This window comes from Pseudomonas sp. M20 (assembly GCF_045037865.1).
Taxonomy (GTDB): Bacteria; Pseudomonadota; Gammaproteobacteria; order Pseudomonadales; family Pseudomonadaceae; genus Aquipseudomonas.
This window is the reverse complement of the sequence record NZ_CP173611.1, coordinates 3603651-3622307: the sequence shown is the minus strand read 5'-3', so window position 1 is coordinate 3622307 and position 18657 is coordinate 3603651. Positions and strand designations below refer to the sequence as shown.

18 protein-coding genes are annotated in these 18657 nt (G+C 59.7%); 7 read left to right on the top strand and 11 right to left on the bottom strand.

The features are described 5' to 3' along the window. Complete coding sequence (locus ACI514_RS16010) at window positions 1-750, bottom strand: ABC transporter substrate-binding protein (protein ID WP_160057080.1); 750 nt, start codon at window positions 748-750, stop codon at window positions 1-3. A gap of 145 nt (window positions 751-895) precedes the next feature. On the opposite strand from ACI514_RS16010, the gene dnaX reads away from it, so the two are divergent. The 5 genes from dnaX (at window position 896) to ACI514_RS15985 (ending at window position 6688) form a co-directional block, all read left to right on the top strand. Continuing rightward, window positions 896-3010, top strand: coding sequence for a DNA polymerase III subunit gamma/tau (gene dnaX / locus ACI514_RS16005; RefSeq protein ID WP_405122015.1), 2115 nt, complete (start codon window positions 896-898; stop codon window positions 3008-3010). A gap of 67 nt (window positions 3011-3077) precedes the next feature. Next, window positions 3078-3416, top strand: coding sequence for a YbaB/EbfC family nucleoid-associated protein (locus tag ACI514_RS16000; RefSeq protein ID WP_016984747.1), 339 nt, complete (start codon window positions 3078-3080; stop codon window positions 3414-3416). Window positions 3417-3678: 262 nt separating this feature from the next. Beyond that, window positions 3679-4713 carry an NADP-dependent oxidoreductase gene (locus ACI514_RS15995; protein ID WP_160057082.1) on the top strand — a complete coding sequence of 345 codons (1035 nt, stop codon included), beginning with the start codon at window positions 3679-3681 and terminating at the stop codon, window positions 4711-4713. Between the two features lie 66 nt (window positions 4714-4779). Beyond that, on the top strand, window positions 4780-5382 hold the full coding sequence (gene recR, locus ACI514_RS15990; protein ID WP_007918335.1) for a recombination mediator RecR: 603 nt from the start codon (window positions 4780-4782) through the stop codon (window positions 5380-5382). A gap of 157 nt (window positions 5383-5539) precedes the next feature. After that, window positions 5540-6688: an acyl-CoA dehydrogenase family protein gene (locus ACI514_RS15985; RefSeq protein WP_160057083.1), complete on the top strand. Its 1149-nt coding sequence runs from the start codon at window positions 5540-5542 to the stop codon at window positions 6686-6688. Between the two features lie 110 nt (window positions 6689-6798). On the opposite strand, the gene ACI514_RS15980 is transcribed toward ACI514_RS15985, so the two are convergent. Further along, window positions 6799-7347: an adenine phosphoribosyltransferase gene (locus tag ACI514_RS15980; RefSeq protein ID WP_038365388.1), complete on the bottom strand. Its 549-nt coding sequence runs from the start codon at window positions 7345-7347 to the stop codon at window positions 6799-6801. 78 nt (window positions 7348-7425) lie between these two features. Then, the gene (gene fnr / locus ACI514_RS15975) at window positions 7426-8160 is read right to left on the bottom strand and encodes a fumarate/nitrate reduction transcriptional regulator Fnr (RefSeq protein ID WP_007918332.1); all 735 of its coding nucleotides are present in this window, start codon (window positions 8158-8160) and stop codon (window positions 7426-7428) included. A 154-nt stretch (window positions 8161-8314) separates the two neighbouring features. Here fnr and ACI514_RS15970 point away from each other — a divergent pair, with 154 nt between their 5' ends. Continuing rightward, a complete protein-coding gene (locus ACI514_RS15970) occupies window positions 8315-8797 on the top strand; it encodes a hypothetical protein (protein ID WP_405122014.1) in 483 nt (160 codons plus the stop codon). Here ACI514_RS15970 and hemN read toward each other — a convergent pair. The 6 genes from hemN to ccoG all read right to left on the bottom strand — a co-directional run bounded on the left by hemN (window position 8794) and on the right by ccoG (window position 15868). Continuing rightward, window positions 8794-10176, bottom strand: coding sequence for an oxygen-independent coproporphyrinogen III oxidase (gene hemN, locus ACI514_RS15965; RefSeq protein WP_160057085.1), 1383 nt, complete (start codon window positions 10174-10176; stop codon window positions 8794-8796). The two genes, ACI514_RS15970 and hemN, sit on opposite strands and share 4 nt — an antisense overlap. Before the next feature lie 170 nt (window positions 10177-10346). Further along, window positions 10347-11030 carry a sulfite exporter TauE/SafE family protein gene (locus tag ACI514_RS15960; protein WP_405122013.1) on the bottom strand — a complete coding sequence of 228 codons (684 nt, stop codon included), beginning with the start codon at window positions 11028-11030 and terminating at the stop codon, window positions 10347-10349. Next, a complete protein-coding gene (ccoS, locus tag ACI514_RS15955; RefSeq protein ID WP_160057087.1) occupies window positions 11023-11235 on the bottom strand; it encodes a cbb3-type cytochrome oxidase assembly protein CcoS in 213 nt (70 codons plus the stop codon). The genes ACI514_RS15960 and ccoS overlap by 8 nt, the downstream gene beginning before the upstream one ends. 24 nt (window positions 11236-11259) lie before the next feature. Next, entirely contained in the window at window positions 11260-13710 is a 2451-nt protein-coding gene (locus ACI514_RS15950; RefSeq protein WP_160057088.1) for a heavy metal translocating P-type ATPase, read from the bottom strand. 191 nt (window positions 13711-13901) lie between these two features. Then, window positions 13902-14441, bottom strand: coding sequence for a FixH family protein (locus ACI514_RS15945; RefSeq protein WP_405122012.1), 540 nt, complete (start codon window positions 14439-14441; stop codon window positions 13902-13904). Between the two features lie 11 nt (window positions 14442-14452). Continuing rightward, window positions 14453-15868 carry a cytochrome c oxidase accessory protein CcoG gene (ccoG, locus tag ACI514_RS15940; protein WP_077571861.1) on the bottom strand — a complete coding sequence of 472 codons (1416 nt, stop codon included), beginning with the start codon at window positions 15866-15868 and terminating at the stop codon, window positions 14453-14455. Window positions 15869-16412: 544 nt separating this feature from the next. Here ccoG and ACI514_RS15935 point away from each other — a divergent pair. Next, window positions 16413-17417, top strand: a complete 1005-nt coding sequence (locus ACI514_RS15935; RefSeq protein ID WP_160057090.1) for a metallophosphoesterase — start codon at window positions 16413-16415, stop codon at window positions 17415-17417. 38 nt (window positions 17418-17455) lie between these two features. Here the strand turns inward: ACI514_RS15935 and ACI514_RS15930 are convergent, their stop codons facing one another. Continuing rightward, a complete protein-coding gene (locus tag ACI514_RS15930; protein WP_095124870.1) occupies window positions 17456-17875 on the bottom strand; it encodes a type II toxin-antitoxin system VapC family toxin in 420 nt (139 codons plus the stop codon). Further along, a complete protein-coding gene (locus tag ACI514_RS15925; protein ID WP_160057091.1) occupies window positions 17875-18129 on the bottom strand; it encodes a type II toxin-antitoxin system Phd/YefM family antitoxin in 255 nt (84 codons plus the stop codon). Before ACI514_RS15925 ends, ACI514_RS15930 begins: the two co-directional genes overlap by 1 nt. Between the last annotated feature and the right edge of the window lie 528 nt (window positions 18130-18657).

Sequence of the window (18657 nt, the reverse complement as noted above, 5' to 3'; positions counted from 1 at the left end):
TTATGGGGTGGCTTCGGAGGACCCGGTATAGAGCCGGATAATCTCATCAATCTCCCCCGACATTTTCATCCGCAGTAACGTGCGCAATATCCGCTGCACCGGCACCTTCGGATCATTCCTCACATAACAACCGACCTTCTGCTCCTGCAACACCGCCACCGCTTGCAGTTGTTGCTCCGGCATCAAGCGTTGGTTAAACCAGTCCAGCGTCCACTGATTGCTCACTGCATACCGATAACGCCCGGCCAGCAGCTTCTCCAACACCTGCTCCTGATTGCGCGCATCTTCGCGTTGCAGTCGGTCAGCGTCGAACAACGGTTGCAGAGTCGGGTAGGTGTAGCCAAGCACGGTGCCGATGGATTGGCGGGGCAGGTGAGCGGGATCGGCGCTGGCAGGTTGATCCTTGCGGCTGATCAACAGATCGCGCTGGAAGAACAACGGCAGACTCCAGATGTAGTCCCCCGACTGATTCGGCAGCCATGACTGCGCGGCATAGCAGCGCACGTCGATCTCGCCGTGCTCCATCGCCGTCTGCACACGGGCGCGGGGCAGGACGTGAAACTCGGCCGGTACGCCGACCTGCGTGGCCAGGCTGAGCATCAGGTCGTAAAGAATGCCCTGGGTCGGGCGGCCGCGTTCGTATTGCACCATCGGCATCGCCCAGCTGTCGGGCATGGCGAAGCGCAACGGGGCTTGCGCTGCCATCACATTCAGGCTGATTCCCAGCAACGCCCCCACGGCCCACCGCATAAACGCTCCGGTAATTCCCGATCCCGAGCCGATAAAAGCCTCTGCTGATGCAGCTTAGCCATATTAGACGAGGACACCGGATGCAATTTTGCCCTTGCTCCGCTAGCATTAGCCGCTTCTGCTTCCTTCGCTGCGACGGTTTTCGATGAGTTATCAGGTTCTTGCACGTAAATGGCGTCCGCGCTCGTTCCGCGAAATGGTCGGCCAGACCCATGTGCTCAAGGCTCTGATCAATGCCTTGGACAGCCAGCGGCTGCACCACGCGTACCTGTTCACCGGTACGCGCGGGGTGGGTAAAACCACGATTGCGCGGATCATTGCCAAATGCCTGAACTGTGAGACAGGTATCACTTCCAGCCCGTGCGGCGAATGCTCGGTGTGCCGTGAAATCGACGAAGGTCGCTTTGTCGACCTGATCGAGATCGACGCCGCGAGCCGCACCAAGGTCGAAGACACCCGCGAACTGCTCGACAATGTGCAGTACGCGCCAAGCCGTGGGCGCTTCAAGGTCTACCTGATCGACGAAGTGCACATGCTTTCCAGCCATTCCTTCAATGCGCTGCTGAAAACCCTCGAAGAGCCGCCGCCGTACGTCAAGTTCATTCTGGCGACCACTGACCCGCAGAAACTTCCGGCAACGATTTTGTCGCGCTGCCTGCAGTTCTCGCTGAAGAACATGACGCCCGAGCGTGTGGTCGAGCATTTGACCCACGTCCTGACCGCCGAAAACGTGCCGTTCGAAGACGATGCGCTGTGGCTGCTCGGTCGCGCCGCTGACGGTTCGATGCGAGATGCCATGAGTCTGACCGATCAGGCGATTGCCTTCGGTGAAGGCAAGGTGCTCGCCACCGACGTGCGGGCAATGCTCGGTACGCTGGATCACGGTCAGGTCTATGACGTCCTGCATTCGTTGATCGAAGGCGATGCCAAGGCGTTGCTTGAGGCGGTGCGTCACTTGGCCGAACAGGGCCCTGACTGGAACGGCGTGCTCTCGGAAATTCTCAACGTGTTGCACCGCGTGGCCATCGCTCAGGCGTTGCCGGAAGGTGTCGACAACGGGCACGGTGACCGCGATCGCGTGCTGGCCTTGGCGCAGGCGTTGCCGGCCGAAGACGTGCAGTTTTATTACCAGATGGGCCTGATCGGTCGCCGCGATTTGCCGCTGGCGCCGGATCCGCGTGGCGGTTTCGAAATGGTCCTGCTGCGGATGCTTGCTTTCCGGCCCGCCGACACCGCGGACGCCCCGAGGCAACCGCTAAAGCCAGTGGGGATCAGCCAGGCCACAGTTGATTCCGCAAACTCCGTGGCTGCCGCGCCTAAACCTGCGCCGGTAGTCGCTGCGGCTGTTGCGCCGGCTCCAGCTCCGGCACCCGTGGCGGTACCAGCGCCTGCACCGGCTCCCGAACCCGCGCCGGTTGCGCCCGTTGCCGCGCCAGAACCTGAACATGATCCTGAACCTGCGCCTGTCGTCGCCGAAGCCGTCGTCGACCTGCCGTGGAATGCCCCGGCTGAGCCCGAGACGGAGCCAGAGCCCGAGCCTGCGCAGCAACCCGCCGTCGAGCCGGTACTGGAAACCACCGCCGAGCAACCCGATTTGCCGCCGATGCCGTTGCCGACCCCGGACAGCGTCGTTCCGGAGGCTCCAGAATGGGCCGCCGCACCGATTCCCGAGCCGTCGGTCGCCGATGTCGATGCCGCCACACCGGGCATCGACATGGACGACGAGCCGCCGCTCGACGAGGACTACATCGAGCCGGACATGGATTCGGCCTACAGCTACCTCGACGAACTGGCCAGCGAACACGCCGCCGAGCCTGCCCCGGAACCTGAGCCAGAACCGGCTGCAGCGCCGGCCACAGGTTTGGCGTTGCAATGGCTGGAGCTGTTCCCGAAACTGCCGATCTCCGGCATGACCGGCAGCATCGCCGCCAACTGCACGTTGATCGCGGTCGATGGCGATCATTGGCTGATGCACCTCGACCCGGCGCACAGCGCACTGTTCAACGCTACGCAACAGCGGCGTCTGAACGACGCGTTGAACCAGTTCCACGGCCGCACGCTGAGCCTGACCATCGAGCTGATCAAGCCCGAACAGGAGACCCCGGCTCAGGCCGCATCCCGCCGGCGCGCCAACCGTCAACGCGAGGCGGAGGAGTCGATTCACGGCGATCCGTTCATCCAGCAGATGGTTCAGCAGTTCGGCGCGGTGGTGCGACACGATACTATTGAACCTGTCGACGCCTTGGTCGCCCAAGGCTAATAACTGAAGGTGCCCGGCCTTGCTGGCCGGGCGCTGTTTTGATCCAAGTACTTTTGAGGTGATTCCCATGATGAAAGGTGGCATGGCCGGCCTGATGAAGCAGGCGCAGCAGATGCAGGAAAAAATGGCCAAGATGCAGGAAGAACTGGCCAACGCCGAAGTCACCGGTAAGGCCGGCGGCGACATGGTCACCGTGGTGATGACCGGTCGTCACGACGTGAAAAGCGTGAGCATCGACCCAAGCCTGGTTGAAGGCATGAGCGAAGACGACAAAGAAATGCTGGAAGCGGTGATTGCTTCCGCCGTCAACGACGCCGTGCGCAAGATCGAAAAAAACAGCCAGGACAAAATGGGCAACATGACCGCCGGCATGAACCTGCCAGCCGGTATGAAACTGCCATTCTGATTCGCCAATCGGCGGCAGATGAGCTACACAAAATGCCAGGCCTTGCGCCTGGCATTTTTGTTTCCGACTCTTGGTGGTGCGGTGTCTTTGAGGCCGCCTTCGCGAGCAGGCTCGCTGCCACATTTGAAACGCATTCCCCTGTGGGAGCGAGCCTGCTCGCGAATGAATTCACCTCGGTCCACCTGAATAAACATCGAACGCGCAAAAGCCTCAACGGTCTGCTCTATACCCGCTGAATTCACCCTTCACAGGAGACGCTGACATGTCCGAACCTCTCACCCTCAACCAGCGCTTTGTCCTCGCCTCACGCCCGGTCGGTGCGCCGACCCCGGAAAACTTCCGCCTCGAACGCGAAGCGCTGCCGGATCTGCAGGACGGTGAAGTACTGCTGAAAACCCTGTACCTGTCCCTCGATCCCTATATGCGCGGACGCATGAGTGACGCGCCGTCCTACGCTGCGCCGGTGCAAATCGGCGAAGTGATGACCGGTGGCGCTGTCAGCCGTGTCGAGGACTCACGTCATCCGAAGTTTCATAAAGGCGATCTGGTGGTCGGCGCCACCGGTTGGCAAAGCCACAGCATCAGCGACGGTCGTAACATCATCCCGATTCCGTCCGGTCTGCCGAGCCCGTCGATGGCGCTGGGTGTGTTGGGCATGCCGGGCATGACCGCGTACATGGGCTTGATGGACATCGGTCAGCCTAAAGAAGGCGAAACGCTAGTCGTCGCTGCGGCGTCCGGCGCGGTGGGCTCGGTGGTCGGCCAAGTGGCGAAGATCAAAGGCCTGCGCGCGGTCGGCGTGGCCGGCGGTGCCGACAAATGCAAATACGTGGTCGAAGAGCTGGGTTTCGATGCCTGCATCGATCACAAGGCGCCCGATTTTGCTGAGCAATTGGCCAAGGCCTGCCCCGATGGCATCGACATCTATTACGAGAACGTCGGTGGTCATGTGTTCGATGCGGTGATGCCGTTGCTCAACCCCAAGGCGCGCATTCCGTTGTGTGGCCTGATCGCCGGTTACAACGCCTCCGAAGCGCCGCAAGGCGCGGATCGCCTGCCAATGCTGCAACGCACACTGCTGACCAAGCGCGTGCGCATTCAGGGCTTTATCGTGTTCGACGACTACGGCGATCGTCAGCCGGAATTCATCAGCCACATGGTGCCGTGGGTGCGCGATGGCAAGGTCAAATTCCGCGAGGACGTGGTGGAAGGCCTGGAGCAGGCACCCGAGGCGTTTATCGGTCTGCTGGAGGGGCGCAACTTCGGCAAACTGGTAGTGAAGGTCGCGCAGGACTGAGTATTTGACGCTGGCCGGAGGCGCGGGTATAAACCGCGTCTCGTTGTTTTGTCGGACTTTTTACCCATGAGCTTCAGCCCTTTGATTCGCCAACTGATCGACGCCTTGCGCACCTTGCCGGGCGTGGGTCAGAAAACCGCCCAGCGCATGGCGTTGCAGATGCTCGAGCGTGACCGCAGCGGCGGTTTGCGTCTGGCCCAGGCCCTCAGCCAGGCTATGGAAGGGGTCGGTCACTGCCGCCAGTGCCGCACGCTGACCGAAGACGATCTGTGCCCGCAATGCGCCGATACCCGCCGTGACGACACGCTGCTGTGCGTGGTCGAAGGGCCGATGGATGTGTATGCCGTCGAGCAGACCGGCTTCCGTGGGCGCTACTTTGTGCTCAAGGGCCATTTGTCGCCGCTTGATGGCCTCGGGCCTGAGGCGATCGGCATTCCGCAGTTGATGACGCGGATCGAAGAGGCGGGGACGTTTACCGAAGTCATTCTCGCCACCAATCCGACAGTGGAAGGTGAGGCGACGGCGCATTACATCGCACAGCTGCTGAGCAACAAAGGCCTGATCGCTTCGCGGATTGCCCACGGCGTGCCGTTGGGTGGTGAGCTGGAGCTGGTCGATGGCGGCACGCTGGCGCATTCGTTTGCCGGGCGTAAACCGATCTCCCTCTGATAAAAATCAAAAGATCGCAGCCTTCGGCAGCTCCTACAGGGAAGCGCGTATTTCCAATGTAGGAGCTGCCGAAGGCTGCGATCTTTTGATCTTCTGCATCTTGTAAACCAAGCAAGCGCTCGGTTAAGTTCGGCGAACCCTTCCGTGGAGCTCGCCCATGCCTGCCTTTCAGGAATACTTCGACCCCAGCCACCAATTGGTCCGCGACAGCGTCAGACGTTTCGTCGAACGCGAGATCCTGCCGGACATCGATCAGTGGGAAGAAGCCGAAAGCTTCCCCCGCGAGCTATACCTGAAGGCTGGCGCGGCAGGCATCCTCGGCATTGGTTACCCCGAAACGCTGGGAGGCAGCCATGAAGGCGATCTGTTCGCCAAGGTTGCCGCCAGCGAGGAGTTGATGCGCTGCGGCTCTGGCGGCCTGGTAGCGGGGCTCGGCTCGCTGGATATCGGCTTGCCGCCGATCGTCAAATGGGCCCATCCCGAGGTGCGTGAGCGTGTTGTGCCGCAAGTGCTCAGCGGCGAGAAGATCAGCGCCCTGGCGGTCACCGAGCCCGTCGGCGGCTCCGACGTCGCCAACCTGCAAACCCGCGCCGTGCGTGACGGTGACTGCTACCGGGTCAGCGGCAGCAAAACCTTTATCACCAGTGGCGTACGCGCCGATTTCTACACCGTTGCGGTGCGCACCGGTGCGCTGGGTTTCGGCGGCATCAGCCTGTTGTTGATCGAGAAGGGTACGCCGGGCTTCACCGTTGGTCGCCAGCTGAAGAAAATGGGCTGGTGGGCGTCGGACACGGCTGAATTGTTTTTCGACGACTGCCGGGTGCCTGTGGGAAATCTGATCGGTGCCGAAAACATGGGCTTCGCCTGCATCATGGGCAACTTTCAAAGCGAACGACTGGCGCTGGCGCTGATGGCCAACATGACCTCACAGCTTGCGTTGGAAGAGAGCCTGAAGTGGGCGCGCGAGCGTGAGGCGTTCGGCAAGCCGATCGGCAAGTTCCAGGTGATCAAGCATCGCCTCGCCGAGATGGCCACGGCGCTGGAGGTCTCGCGGGAATTCACCTATCGGCAAGCGGCGAAGATGGCGGCGGGGCAGAGTGTGATCAAGGAGATTTCCATGGCGAAGAATTTTGCCACGGACACGTCGGACCGGATCACCACCGAGGCGGTGCAGATTCTCGGCGGGCTGGGGTATATGCGCGAGAGTCTGGTGGAACGGCTGTATCGGGATAACCGCATCTTGTCGATTGGCGGCGGGACGCGGGAGGTGATGAACGAGATCATCAGCAAGCAGATGGGGCTTTAGGTTTTGCGTGGAGGCGCCCGACGCCTTCGCGAGCAGGCTCGCTCCCACAGGAGAATGCATTCCAAATGTGGGAGCGAGCCTGCTCGCGAAAGCGGTCTGACAGGCGCTACTTACTTATCAGTCAGGGCAAACTGCGTCAGGCAGAAGGTAGGAATCCCCATGTCCTCAAGCCGCTGCGACCCGTTCAGCTCCGGCAAATCAATGATCGCCGCCGCCTCATGCACCCGCGCGCCCATGCGGCGAATCAGGTTGGCGGCTGCAATCAACGTCCCGCCAGTGGCGATCAAGTCATCGAACATCACCACCGAGTCGCCTTCACACAGGCTGTCGGCGTGTACTTCCAGGAACGCTTCGCCGTACTCGGTCGCATAACCTTCGGCCAACACGTCCGCCGGCAGTTTGCCTTGCTTGCGGAACAGCACCAGCGGCTTGTTCAACTGATAGGCCAACACCGAACCGATCAGGAAACCACGGGCATCCATCGCGCCGATGTGGGTGAAGTCGGCTTCAACGTAGCGGTGGGCGAAGCTGTCCATCACCAGGCGCAGGGCCGTCGGCGACTGGAACAGCGGGGTGATGTCGCGAAAGATCACGCCCGGTTTCGGGAAGTCGATCACTGGGCGGATAAGCGATTTGATGTCGAAGGAGTCGAAGACCATCGTCGAGGTGTCCTGGCAGGGCTGCAAACGGCGCAGTATACCCGCGGCTGAAACGCTTCGCTCAACCGCGGATCGAGATCAGCCTTCGATCGAGCCACCGGCCAGTGCGCACAACTGGATCGGGTCGAGGATGTGAATCTCCTTGCCCTCGGCGGCGATCAGCTCGTTTTGCTGGAAGCGCGTGAACACGCGAGACACGGTTTCCACGGCCAGACCGAGATAGTTGCCGATTTCATTGCGCGACATGCTCAGGCGGAACTGATTGGCCGAGAAGCCGCGAGCGCGGAAGCGCGCGGACAGATTGACCAGAAAGGTGGCGATGCGCTCGTCGGCGGTTTTTTTCGACAGCAGCAACATCATTTGCTGGTCGTCGCGGATTTCCCGGCTCATCACGCGCATCAACTGGCGGCGCAGCTGCGGCAGTTGCAGGGCCAATTCGTCGAGGCGTTCAAACGGAATTTCGCAGACCGAGGTGGTTTCCAGCGCCTGGGCGGAGACTGGGTGTTTCTCAGTGTCCATGCCGGACAGGCCGACCAGTTCGCTCGGCAGGTGGAAACCGGTCAGTTGCTCTTCGCCGCTGTCGCTGAGGCTGAAGGTCTTCAGGGCGCCGGAGCGTACTGCATAAACGGAATCGAACGTGTCGCCCTGGCGGAACAGGAACTCGCCTTTTTTCAGCGGGCGGCCACGTTTAACGATTTCGTCCAGCGCATCCATGTCTTCCAGATTCAGAGAAAGTGGCAGGCAGAGAGGGGCCAGGCTGCAATCCTTGCAATGGGCCTGGTTGTGAGCGCGCAGTTTAACTGGCTCGGACATTTCTTTAATCCTTGTGGGAAAACACACATAAGCCGTAAGGGTAACCCACGGGAGGACATTCAGGCCAGTCTGTGGCGACTTTGTCCCACCGCCATAAAGCCGCAGAGCGAGCCGCCGATATACAGGTATCAGAACGCATACAAGGAACGCTTCGATGGCCACCATTGGCACGCTGGGCCCCGGTAGCAGCGACGTTGCGGCAGTGCCGGAAACGTTTAAAGCTTCGTCGGGCAATGCACGCGACCCAGACTCGACCGAAGAGGCAACCCCGACCTTGGTCGAGGGCGTCAAAGTGTCGCTGTCCGGTGCGTCGATCGCAAAATCCGCCGGTGTCGGTGGTGAAAACAGCGACATCGACGACAGCGGATTGCCGGAGAACATCCAGCAATTGCTGAAGATGATCCGCAAGTTGCAAAAACAGATTGCCGAGAAAAAGGCGCTTATCGAAGCGGTCATGGCCGACAAGCGCCTTTCCAACGAAGAAAAAATCAACAAGGTCGCGGCTCTTCGCGGCGCCATCGCCGCGTTGAATACGGGTCTGATCACCGCCAACCTGGCCTTGTCCAAAGTGGTGGGGCAGTCGGGCCTGACGGCGGATCAGAATATGAAAGTCGGTTCGCTGCTGATGAAGAACTAAATCACCCGCGAGAAACGCTGGCGGTTCTGCTGTTCCAGATACGCATCGAACACCATGCACACCGAGCGCACCAGCAAACGTCCCGCCGGCAATACTTCGATCCGCTCGCGATCCAGTTCGATCAGGCCATCGCTGGCCATGCCTTGCAGCTGCGGCCACAGCGTGCCGAAATATCCCTGAAAGTCGATGTTGAACTGCTGCTCGATCTCGGCGAATTCCAGGCTGAAATTGCAGATCAGTTGCTGAATCACTGCACGGCGCAAGCGATCATCGGCGTTGCACACCAGGCCCCGGCTAGTCGCCAGTTGCGCGGCGGCGAGGGTGTTCTGGTACTCGTTGAGGTCGCTGCTGTTCTGGCAGTACAGGTCGCCGATCTGGCTGATGGCCGACACGCCCAAGCCAATCAAGTCGCAATGACCATGGGTGGTGTAACCCTGGAAGTTGCGTTGCAGGGTTTGTTCTTCCTGGGCAATCGCCAGCTCATCGTCGGGCAGGGCAAAGTGATCCATGCCGATGTAGCGATAGCCGGCGGCGGTGAGCTGTTCGATGGTGCGCTCGAGCATTTCCAGTTTCTGCGCGGGCGCCGGCAGTTCATTGCCGTTGATCCGCCGCTGCGGCATGAAGCGCTCCGGCAGGTGCGCATAGTTGAACACCGAGAGCCGATCCGGTTGCAGGCTGATCACTTCCTCGACGGTGCGGGCGAAGTTTTCCGGCGTCTGCTTGGGCAAGCCGTAAATCAAGTCGATATTGATCGAGCGAAACTGCAGGGTGCGCGCGGCATCGATCACCGCGCGGGTTTCTTCCAGACTCTGCAGGCGATTGACCGCGCGCTGCACCGCCGGATCGAGATCCTGCAGGCCGATGCTGACCCGGTTGAAGCCGAGTTCGCGCAGCAGGCCCATGGTCGACCAGTCGGCTTCGCGCGGGTCGATCTCGATACCGTAGTCGCCGGAGTCGTCGTCCAGCAGATTGAAATGCTTGCGCAGGTGCGCCATCAACTGCCGCAGTTCGTCGTGGCTGAGAAAGGTCGGCGTGCCGCCGCCAAAGTGCAATTGCTCGACTTTTTGTGCCGGGTCGAGGTGGCAGGCGATCAACTGGATTTCCTGCTCCAGCCGCTGTAGATATGGCGCCGCGCGACCTCGGTCCTTGGTGATGACCTTGTTGCACGCGCAGTAGTAGCAAATGTTCGCGCAGAACGGCACATGCACGTACAGCGACAACGGGCGCAGGGCCTTGCGGCTGTCGCGCAGGGCATGAAACAGGTCGAAGGTACCGACCTGACCGTGAAATTGCACGGCCGTCGGATAAGAGGTGTAGCGCGGCCCCGCCAGGTCGTAGCGGCGGATCAGATCAGAGTCCCAACGAATGGCGTCGAGCATGCGGGCATTCCCCCGGATAGGCTGGCAGTGTGGCGAGTCTAGGGGAGGGCGCGCAGGGGCATCTTGATTTGCATCAACAGCATAAGATCAAAAGATCGCAGCCTGCGGCAGCTCCTACAGGGAAACGCATTCCAAAGGTAGGAGCTGCCGAAGGCTGCGATCTTTTGATCTTAATGGCCCATCAACCAATGCTGATGCGGCCCGGGCAATGTCCATATCCCGAACAGAATCACCAGCAAACCACCGGCCATGCGCACGCTGCGTTTGCGCAACAGCGCCGTAACCCGCTCAGCCGCAAGCCCTGTGGCGAGCAACACCGGCCAGGTGCCGAGGCCAAACGCAAGCATCAACAACGCACTGTCCAGCGCATTGCCCTGACTCGCCGACCACAACAGCGTGCTGTAAACCAGTCCGCACGGCAGCCAGCCCCACAACGCGCCAAGCAACAGCGCGCGAGGCAAACTCGACACCGGCAGCAAGCGATTGGCGACCGGCTGAATGTAGCGCCACAGCCCGCGGCCGAGGCTTTCAATGCGGGTCAGTCCGCTCCACCAACCGGCCAGATACAAACCCATGGCGATCAGCAACAACCCGGCCAATACACGCATGAACAATGCGCCTGGACTGTTCGCCACCGCCCATCCCGCCAGCCCGATCAGCAAGCCAGCCGTGGCATAACTGAGGATTCGGCCCAGGTTGTACGCCAGCAACAAGCGAAAACGCCGACTGCGCTGCTCCTTGGGGATCGCCAAAGTCAGCGCGCCCATCAAACCGCCGCACATGCCCAGGCAATGACCGCCACCGAGCAGGCCGAGGATCAATGCCGAGACCAGCAAGGGCGCCAGTTCAAGCATGAGGCGGGGCCTTGTCGTCCGGTTTGCTGGCGTTGACTTCGTCCACGGCGGCGGTGTGGTTCGGATCCTGATCATCGAACAGAATGCTGTGCGCAGGGCCGTCGAGGTCGTCGTACTGACCGCTGTCCACCGCCCAGAAAAAGATGTACACGGCGATGGCCACAATCAGCAGGGCGGCCGGGATCATCACGTAGAGAGCTGGCATCGGTACTCCAGGCGCCCGCACGGTTCAGGCCGGCAGCGGGCGGGTTTGTGATCGGGTGCTGGCGGGCGGCGGACTCGGCAGGCGAGTCAGGCGCAGGGCATTGAGCACCACGGTCAACGAACTGATCGACATGCCGACGGCGGCCCACACCGGCGTGATCCAGCCGAGGGCGGCGAACGGCAACATGAGGCCATTGTACAGCGCCGCCCACAGCAGGTTCTCGATGATTACCCGGCGGGTGCGCCGAGCCAGAGTGAACGCTTGAACCAAGGCGTCGAGACGGTTGGACAGCAGCACCGCATCGGCGCTGGTTTTCGCCAGATCGGTGGCCGAACCCATGGCGACACTGATGTCGGCTGCCGCGAGCACTGGTACATCGTTGACGCCGTCGCCGAGCATCAGCACTTTGCGACCTTCCTTGTGCAGTTGCTGCAGGACTTGCAGTTTGTCGTCCGGGCGCAAGCCGCCGCGAGCCTCATCAATGCCCAGTTCCGCCGCCACACTGGCGACCATCGGCGAGCTGTCACCGGATAACAACAGCGTACGCCAGCCGCGTGCCTTACAAGCAGCGAGCAAGGCGGGGGCGTCATCACGCAAGCGATCGTCGAGGACGAACCACGCCAGTGGCCCTTGAGTATCGCCGAGCAGCAACCATTGGCCGGCCTCGTCCGGCATCGACGGTGCCGTTGCGCCGCTGAGGGCGCAGACAAACTCGGCCTGGCCGATGCGCAAACGCTGTCCGCCCACCAAGCCTTCGAGGCCAAGCCCCGGCGTGCTGTGGACGTCTTCAGCGGCCAGCGGCGCACGGCCAAAGGCACGGGCAATCGGGTGTTCCGACCGGTTTTCCAGAGCGGCGGCGAGGCTCAGGCATTGATCACTGTCCTGCGCGCCGAGTGGGCGAATCGAACGCAGCATCAATCGGCCTTCGGTGAGGGTGCCGGTCTTGTCGAAGATCACCGTGTCGATCTGATTCAAGCCTTCCAGCACATGCCCGCGCGTCAGCAGCAAACCAAGTTTGTGCAAGGTACCGGTGGCAGCGGTGAGCGCGGTCGGCGTCGCCAGCGACAGGGCGCACGGGCAGGTGGCAACCAGCATGGCGAGGACAATCCAGAATGCTCGCGACGAATCCAGTTCCCACCACAACAGGCCAATGGCGGCTGCGGCGATCAGCGATAACAACAAAAACCATTGCGCGGCACGGTCGGCGATTTCTGCCAGTCGCGGTTTTTCCGCTTGAGCGCGGTCGAGCAGGCGGACAATGGCCGATAGGCGCGTGTCTTGGCCCAGCGCCTGAACTTCCACGGTGAGCGCGCCTTCAACGTTGAGCGTGCCAGCGGTGACCGCATCGCCCGGCATGCGCGGTTGCGGCAGGTATTCGCCGGTGAGCAGCGATTCGTCGATGCTCGACTGGCCGTCGATGATCTTGCCGTCCGCCGGCAGAATCGAGCCGGCCTGCACCAGAATCCGCTCGCCGAGGCGTAGCTCGCTGAGCAGGATGCGTTCGCTCTGGCCGTTGTTGTCCAGCCGTAGACACGAGGCCGGCAATAGATTCACAAGTTGCGCCGTCGCGGCAGCGGTGCGCTCACGGGCACGGCGTTCCAGATAGCGGCCGGCGAGCAGGAACAGCGCAAACATGCCGACCGCATCGAAATACAACTCGCCAACGCCGGTGATCGAAGTCCAGATCCCGGCAATGTAGGCGCTGCCGATCGCCAGTGACACCGAGACATCCATGGTCAGGTGGCGCGTGCGCAGATCGCGCATTGCGCCTTTGAAGAACGGCGCGCAGCTGTAGAACACGATCGGTGTGGTCAGGAACAGTGCGACCCAGCGCAGGATCGTGTGCAGCTCGGGGCTGAGGTCGATGTTGAATTCCGGCCAAGTGGCCATGGTCGCCATCATCGCCTGAAACCACAGCAGTCCAGCCACGCCGAGCTGGCGCAGAGCGAGGCGGTTTTCACTGGCCAGTTGTTCGCTGGCACGGTCGGCCTGATACGGGTGGGCGGCGTAACCGATGTGGCGCAGTTCGGCGAGGATCTGGCTCAGCGGTAATTGCGCGTCGGCCCAACTCACGTGCAAACGATGGTTGGACAGGTTCAGCCGCGCCTCGGCCACGGCGGGCAGCGTGCGCAGGTGTTTTTCGATCAGCCAGCCGCAAGCGGCGCAACTGATGCCTTCCATCAACAGGGTGGTTTCGGCCAGATCGCCTTCATGGCGAACGAAGGGTTGCTGCACATCGGCGCGGTCGTACAGGGCCAGCTCATCGACCAATTGCACCGGCAATGCTTCGGGGTTGGCCGAGGCTTCGCTGCGGTGTTGGTAGTAGCTTTCCAGACCACCGGCGACGATGGCTTCGGCCACAGCCTGACAGCCCGGACAGCAGAACTCGCGGGAATCCCCGAGTACGACGGCGGTGAAGCGGCTGCCGGAGGGGACGGGCAGGGCGCAGTGGTAGCAGGGGAGTGGGGTGGTCATGGCATCGTTGAGGGGTTAAACCCTTGCATTGGAGTTGTCCGCTTGCCCTCACCCCAGCCCTCTCCCGGAGGGAGAGGGCGCCGATCGGTGTGAGCCTGGATTTTCACTGTCATACACAAAACGTGCAAACGCTCCAGATCAGTTCCCTCTCCTGGGGGAGAGGGCTAGGGTGAGGGGGCTTTCGAAGTTGCTTATTTTTTCAGGTCTTCGGCGCCTTGCAGCGGCTCATCACCGAGCAGCAGATCCTTGTCATGGCTCACCAACTCTTCCTCGAACATGCGCCACACATGGTCATCCTGACTGCCGAGCAATTCGACAAAGCGACGACCCTCAACCTTGTCACCCAGTTGACCGATGTAGCGGCCCGTTTCAGTCTCGCTGCGAGTCAGGATAATCTTGCGATCCTTCTCGGGCTGCGTCGGCGAAATCAGGTTCAATTCCAGTGTCTTCGGCTGACTGTCACCGCTCAAACGCAGATCAACCTCACCAGTAACATCATCCAGACGCACCGCCGCACGCATCTTCAGATTCTGCGCCAACAGCTCACGGTCCAGCGAACGGTTGATGCCTTTGCCAGCCTCGTAATAGTTGTCGTTGACGAGGTTGTCCGGGTTGTTCACCGCAATGGTCACCATGGACAGGGTCAGGGTCACCGAGCAGGCCAGAATCCCGATGATGATCCATGGCCAGAGGTGCTTGTACCAGGGACTTGCGGCGTTTGCTGCGGGCATGTTCAGTTCTCTCAACGGATTTGTGGGCCGATGAATCGGCTCTTGGCTTCAACGTGGACGCTGTCATCATCGGCATCCTTGAGGAGGAATTTCACCTCGTTGGTGCTCGATGGCAGTTGTTCCGGCGCGCTCGACAACTCGACCGGCATGCTGACGATGTCGCCGGCCGCGACTTTGATCTCGCGCTTGCCTTGCAGGCGCAGATCCGGCAAACCGCTGGCTTCGAGCACGTAGGTGTGGTCGCGCTGATCCTTGTTCATGATCTTCAGGCTGTAGACGTTTTCGATTCGGCCTTCAGCGTTTTCGCGGTACAGCACGCGGTCCTTGCTGACGTCAAAACCGACCAGCGAACGCATGAAGAACGCGGTGACCAACAGGCTGATCATCGCCAGCAACACCACGGCATAACCGATCAGGCGTGGCCGCAGTTTATGGGTTTTCTGCCCAGACAGGTTGTGTTCAGTGGTGTAACTGATGAGCCCGCGCGGGTAATCCATTTTGTCCATGATGCTGTCGCAGGCATCGATGCACGCGGCGCAGCCGATGCACTCGATCTGCAGGCCGTCGCGGATGTCGATGCCGGTCGGGCAGACCTGAACACACATGGTGCAGTCGATGCAGTCACCAAGGCCCTGGGCTTTGTAATCAATACCTTTCTTGCGCGGGCCACGGCTTTCGCCACGACGTGGATCGTAGGAGACGATCAGCGTGTCCTTGTCGAACATCACGCTCTGAAAGCGCGCATACGGGCACATGTAAATACACACCTGCTCGCGCAACCAGCCGGCGTTGCCGTAGGTAGCGAGGGTGAAGAAACCGACCCAGAAATACGACCAGCCATCGGCTTGCCCTGTGAAGAACTCAAAGACCAGTTCGCGGATCGGCGAAAAGTAGCCGACAAAGGTCATGCCGGTGACGAAACCGATCAATAGCCACATCACGTGTTTGGCGGCTTTGCGCAGGAACTTGTTGGCGCTCATCGGCGCCTTGTCGAGCTTGATGCGCTGGTTGCGGTCGCCTTCGGTGACCTTCTCGCACCACATGAAAATCCACGTCCACACACTTTGCGGACAGGTATAACCGCACCAGACGCGCCCGGCATACACGGTGATGAAGAACAGGCCGAACGCGGCAATGATCAACAGGCCCGAGAGCAGGATGAAATCCTGCGGCCAGAACGTTGCGCCGAAGATGAAGAACTTGCGCTCCGGCAGATTCCACCATACGGCCTGGTGACCGCCCCAGTTCAGCCACACCGTGCCGAAATACAGCAGGAACAAGGCGGCGCCGCCCATCATCCGCAAGTTGCGGAACAGACCGGTGAAGGCACGGGTGTAGATTTTTTCTCTGGAGGCGTAAAGGTCAACGCTGTTGTTCGCGTTTTTGCTCGGTGGTGTGACGTCGTGTACCGGAATCTGATTGCTCATCATTGCATCCCACGGCAGTGGAAAAATGCCTCGGTCGATACGTGCCAACCAAGGTCAAAAAGGGGCGTTGCAGTGGCGCAATGATACGCCGGTCGCTCTGGGTCGAGGGTGCGACCTTTGGTCGCGTTGGGTAAAAAACCTGAATGGTGTAGCGAATGCAGTAAAGCCTGATGCAGGTCAATTGACTTATTGAGTATGGACGGTTTTGGCGTGGTGGCTAATCCGTTGTTGTCAGGGGTTCATCGGTACGACGCGCTTGCCACCGCAAGCCTTGGAAAAATCTGGGTCGACTTGAAGGGGGGCGAGCACTGACAGTGTCATCTTCAGGTTTCCAGTTGCAGAAGTTGCCGAGTGAGCACTTCAAAGTGCAACTTCAAACATGGCTTTTTGCATCAGGCGTTGTTGTAAGTTTTTTTTGTGCCTGAAACATATCTACTTGATTGTTCTGGTTCGGTGCTTTGAAGTTTTCTGTTTTTTCTAATAAGTTCTGTTTTCGCGAAAACTTGTTCGCGTGTAATTGATTAATTTAAATGGAATTTTAAGTATGACTTTCAATAAGTTTACAAGCGTTGTGCTGGGGGTTTGTTTATTGGCTTCGGTTGCCTGCGCTCAGGCGATGACCGGAACCCCGAAACACATGGTTTTTGCCTCGGATACTCAATATCCCTGGACCGACAAGACAGATAACCGTGATCCTGAATCCGACTCGGAATTCGAAGTTCGCTCCAAGTGGCTGGTCGACAGTCAGCTTGCGAGTATTGCTGATTTCAGAAATCAGCATGGTTCGCAAGCCCAGGTTCCACTGATGATCAATGGTGACATAACCGCTTTTGGTCATGGCTGGCAGCGGTCTTTTATGAAGGATATGTTGAACAAACACTTTAAGGGTGACTACTTGTACGGCCTGGGTAATCACGATTATGAAAATAATGTTGATGATTGTTTTACCAATAGCTGTGCGGCGGGAAGTATCGTCGAGTTCAAGGAACATCATGAAGGCAAGGTGGACAGCTTTGATTTGAAAGTCACCAGTGGATTTCTCAGCAAGACGTACTCCGGCAGTCTCGCGTATTCAAAAAATATCGGCGAAGTTCATATGGTTCAGCTCAATAACGAGCCGACTTATACCACCCGGATTGCTCATCCACTGAACCCGACGACATTTGAAATCAACGACGCGCTGGACTGGCTCGAGAAGGACCTCAGGCTGGCACGAGTTTCGGGTTACGCCATCATCATCAATATGCATAAACCGTTGAACCACAAAGGGACCCAGGCGCAACAAAAACGCTTCCACGACATGGTCAATAAATATCAAGTGACGGCGATCTTTGCCGGCCATTTACATAAGGATGGAGGTGATGCTTATTGGGAGGGTAGCGTACCCATCTACCTGAGCGGCAGTACGTCTCAGCAAACCTATCTGATTGCCAGTTTCACCGAGGACCGCAAGCAGTTGCAGGTCTATCTGGTGAAGAACAATCAGTGGCGCAATCGAACGCTGATCGATACGACGCCGGTGCATTCAATCTTTGCCAAGCGCCCATAAAAAAAGCCCCGCCAGTGATTAGGCGGGGCTTTGTACGATCAGTGATTGGCAGCGTTCCATGGATTGATCAGATGAACGCCGCTGAGTTGGAAATCGGCAACATTACGGGTGACCAGCGTCAGCCCATGAACAAGCGCGGTGGCGGCGATCAAAGCGTCGCATTCATTGCTGCGATCAGGCACGTGCAGCTGTGCGCATCGGCTAGCGACGGCGCTATCGACCGAGAGGATTCTTCCCGAGAATGCGGGTTTGACATGACGCTCGAGCCAGTTGCGCAGCATCCCTCCTTGTGGCGGGTCGCGGCGTTCGATACGCAGAATGCCGGTTTCCAGCTCCAGCACAGTGATGGCCGATAAATACAGGCTGGCCGGGGCAACGCTGTTTGCCCATGTCACCACTTGCCGGTCGGCTTGGGGTTTTCTCAGCTCGGAAACGACATTGGTATCGAGTAGAAACATCAGGACAGATCCACGCTGCGAGGGAGGATGACGGCGCGCTCGGGTTCGAATTCGATGTCAGGCGCATTCGGCATGACCAGCAGGTCGACGATGCTGGTCTGGCTACCGGTCAGTTTCTGGTACTCCTCGATGCTCAGCAGTACATGGGCAGGCTTGCCACGATCGGTAATGATGACCGGACCCAGATGCGCGGCTTTTTTGGCAGCACTGGTGTCCTGATTGAATTCGCGGCTGGAAATGGTCGTGATGGCCATCAAGTTCGGCCTCCGGTGATTCTGGTGTAGAAACGTTACTACGCTGAGGTTTTCCCGGCAATCGGAAAGGTGGGTTGCGGACGATCGGTTTATCACTGTCATAACGGCACCAGCCAGAGCGCCCCAGCCAACGGGCAGGGGCGCAGGATATCGGGCGAATATTCGCTGCGTTTTGCTGCTTTTTCAGAGCAATCGGCCGCCGCCGAGACCGTCCAGACCGCCACCGTTACCTGGATGGGCCATGGTGTCTGGCGATGTCGAGCGTGCGAGCGCAGCAGGTGTTTTTACCGGCGTTGCTTGATGGTCAGGGCAGGGCTGCAAACATTTTGGCAGTGTGTTTTCGTTATTTTTTGACATGTAGGCTTCATCCTTGAAGGTTGACCCGATGCTGCTCATCGGGGTGGGAAAAACCTACAGGGCAGCTTTCCTCAGGTCTATTGAGCAAACGTTACAAGTCATGAATGCCAGCATGAAAAAAGGCCCCGCCAATCAATATTGGCGGGGCCTTTTTTTGTTTCAAGCGATGAC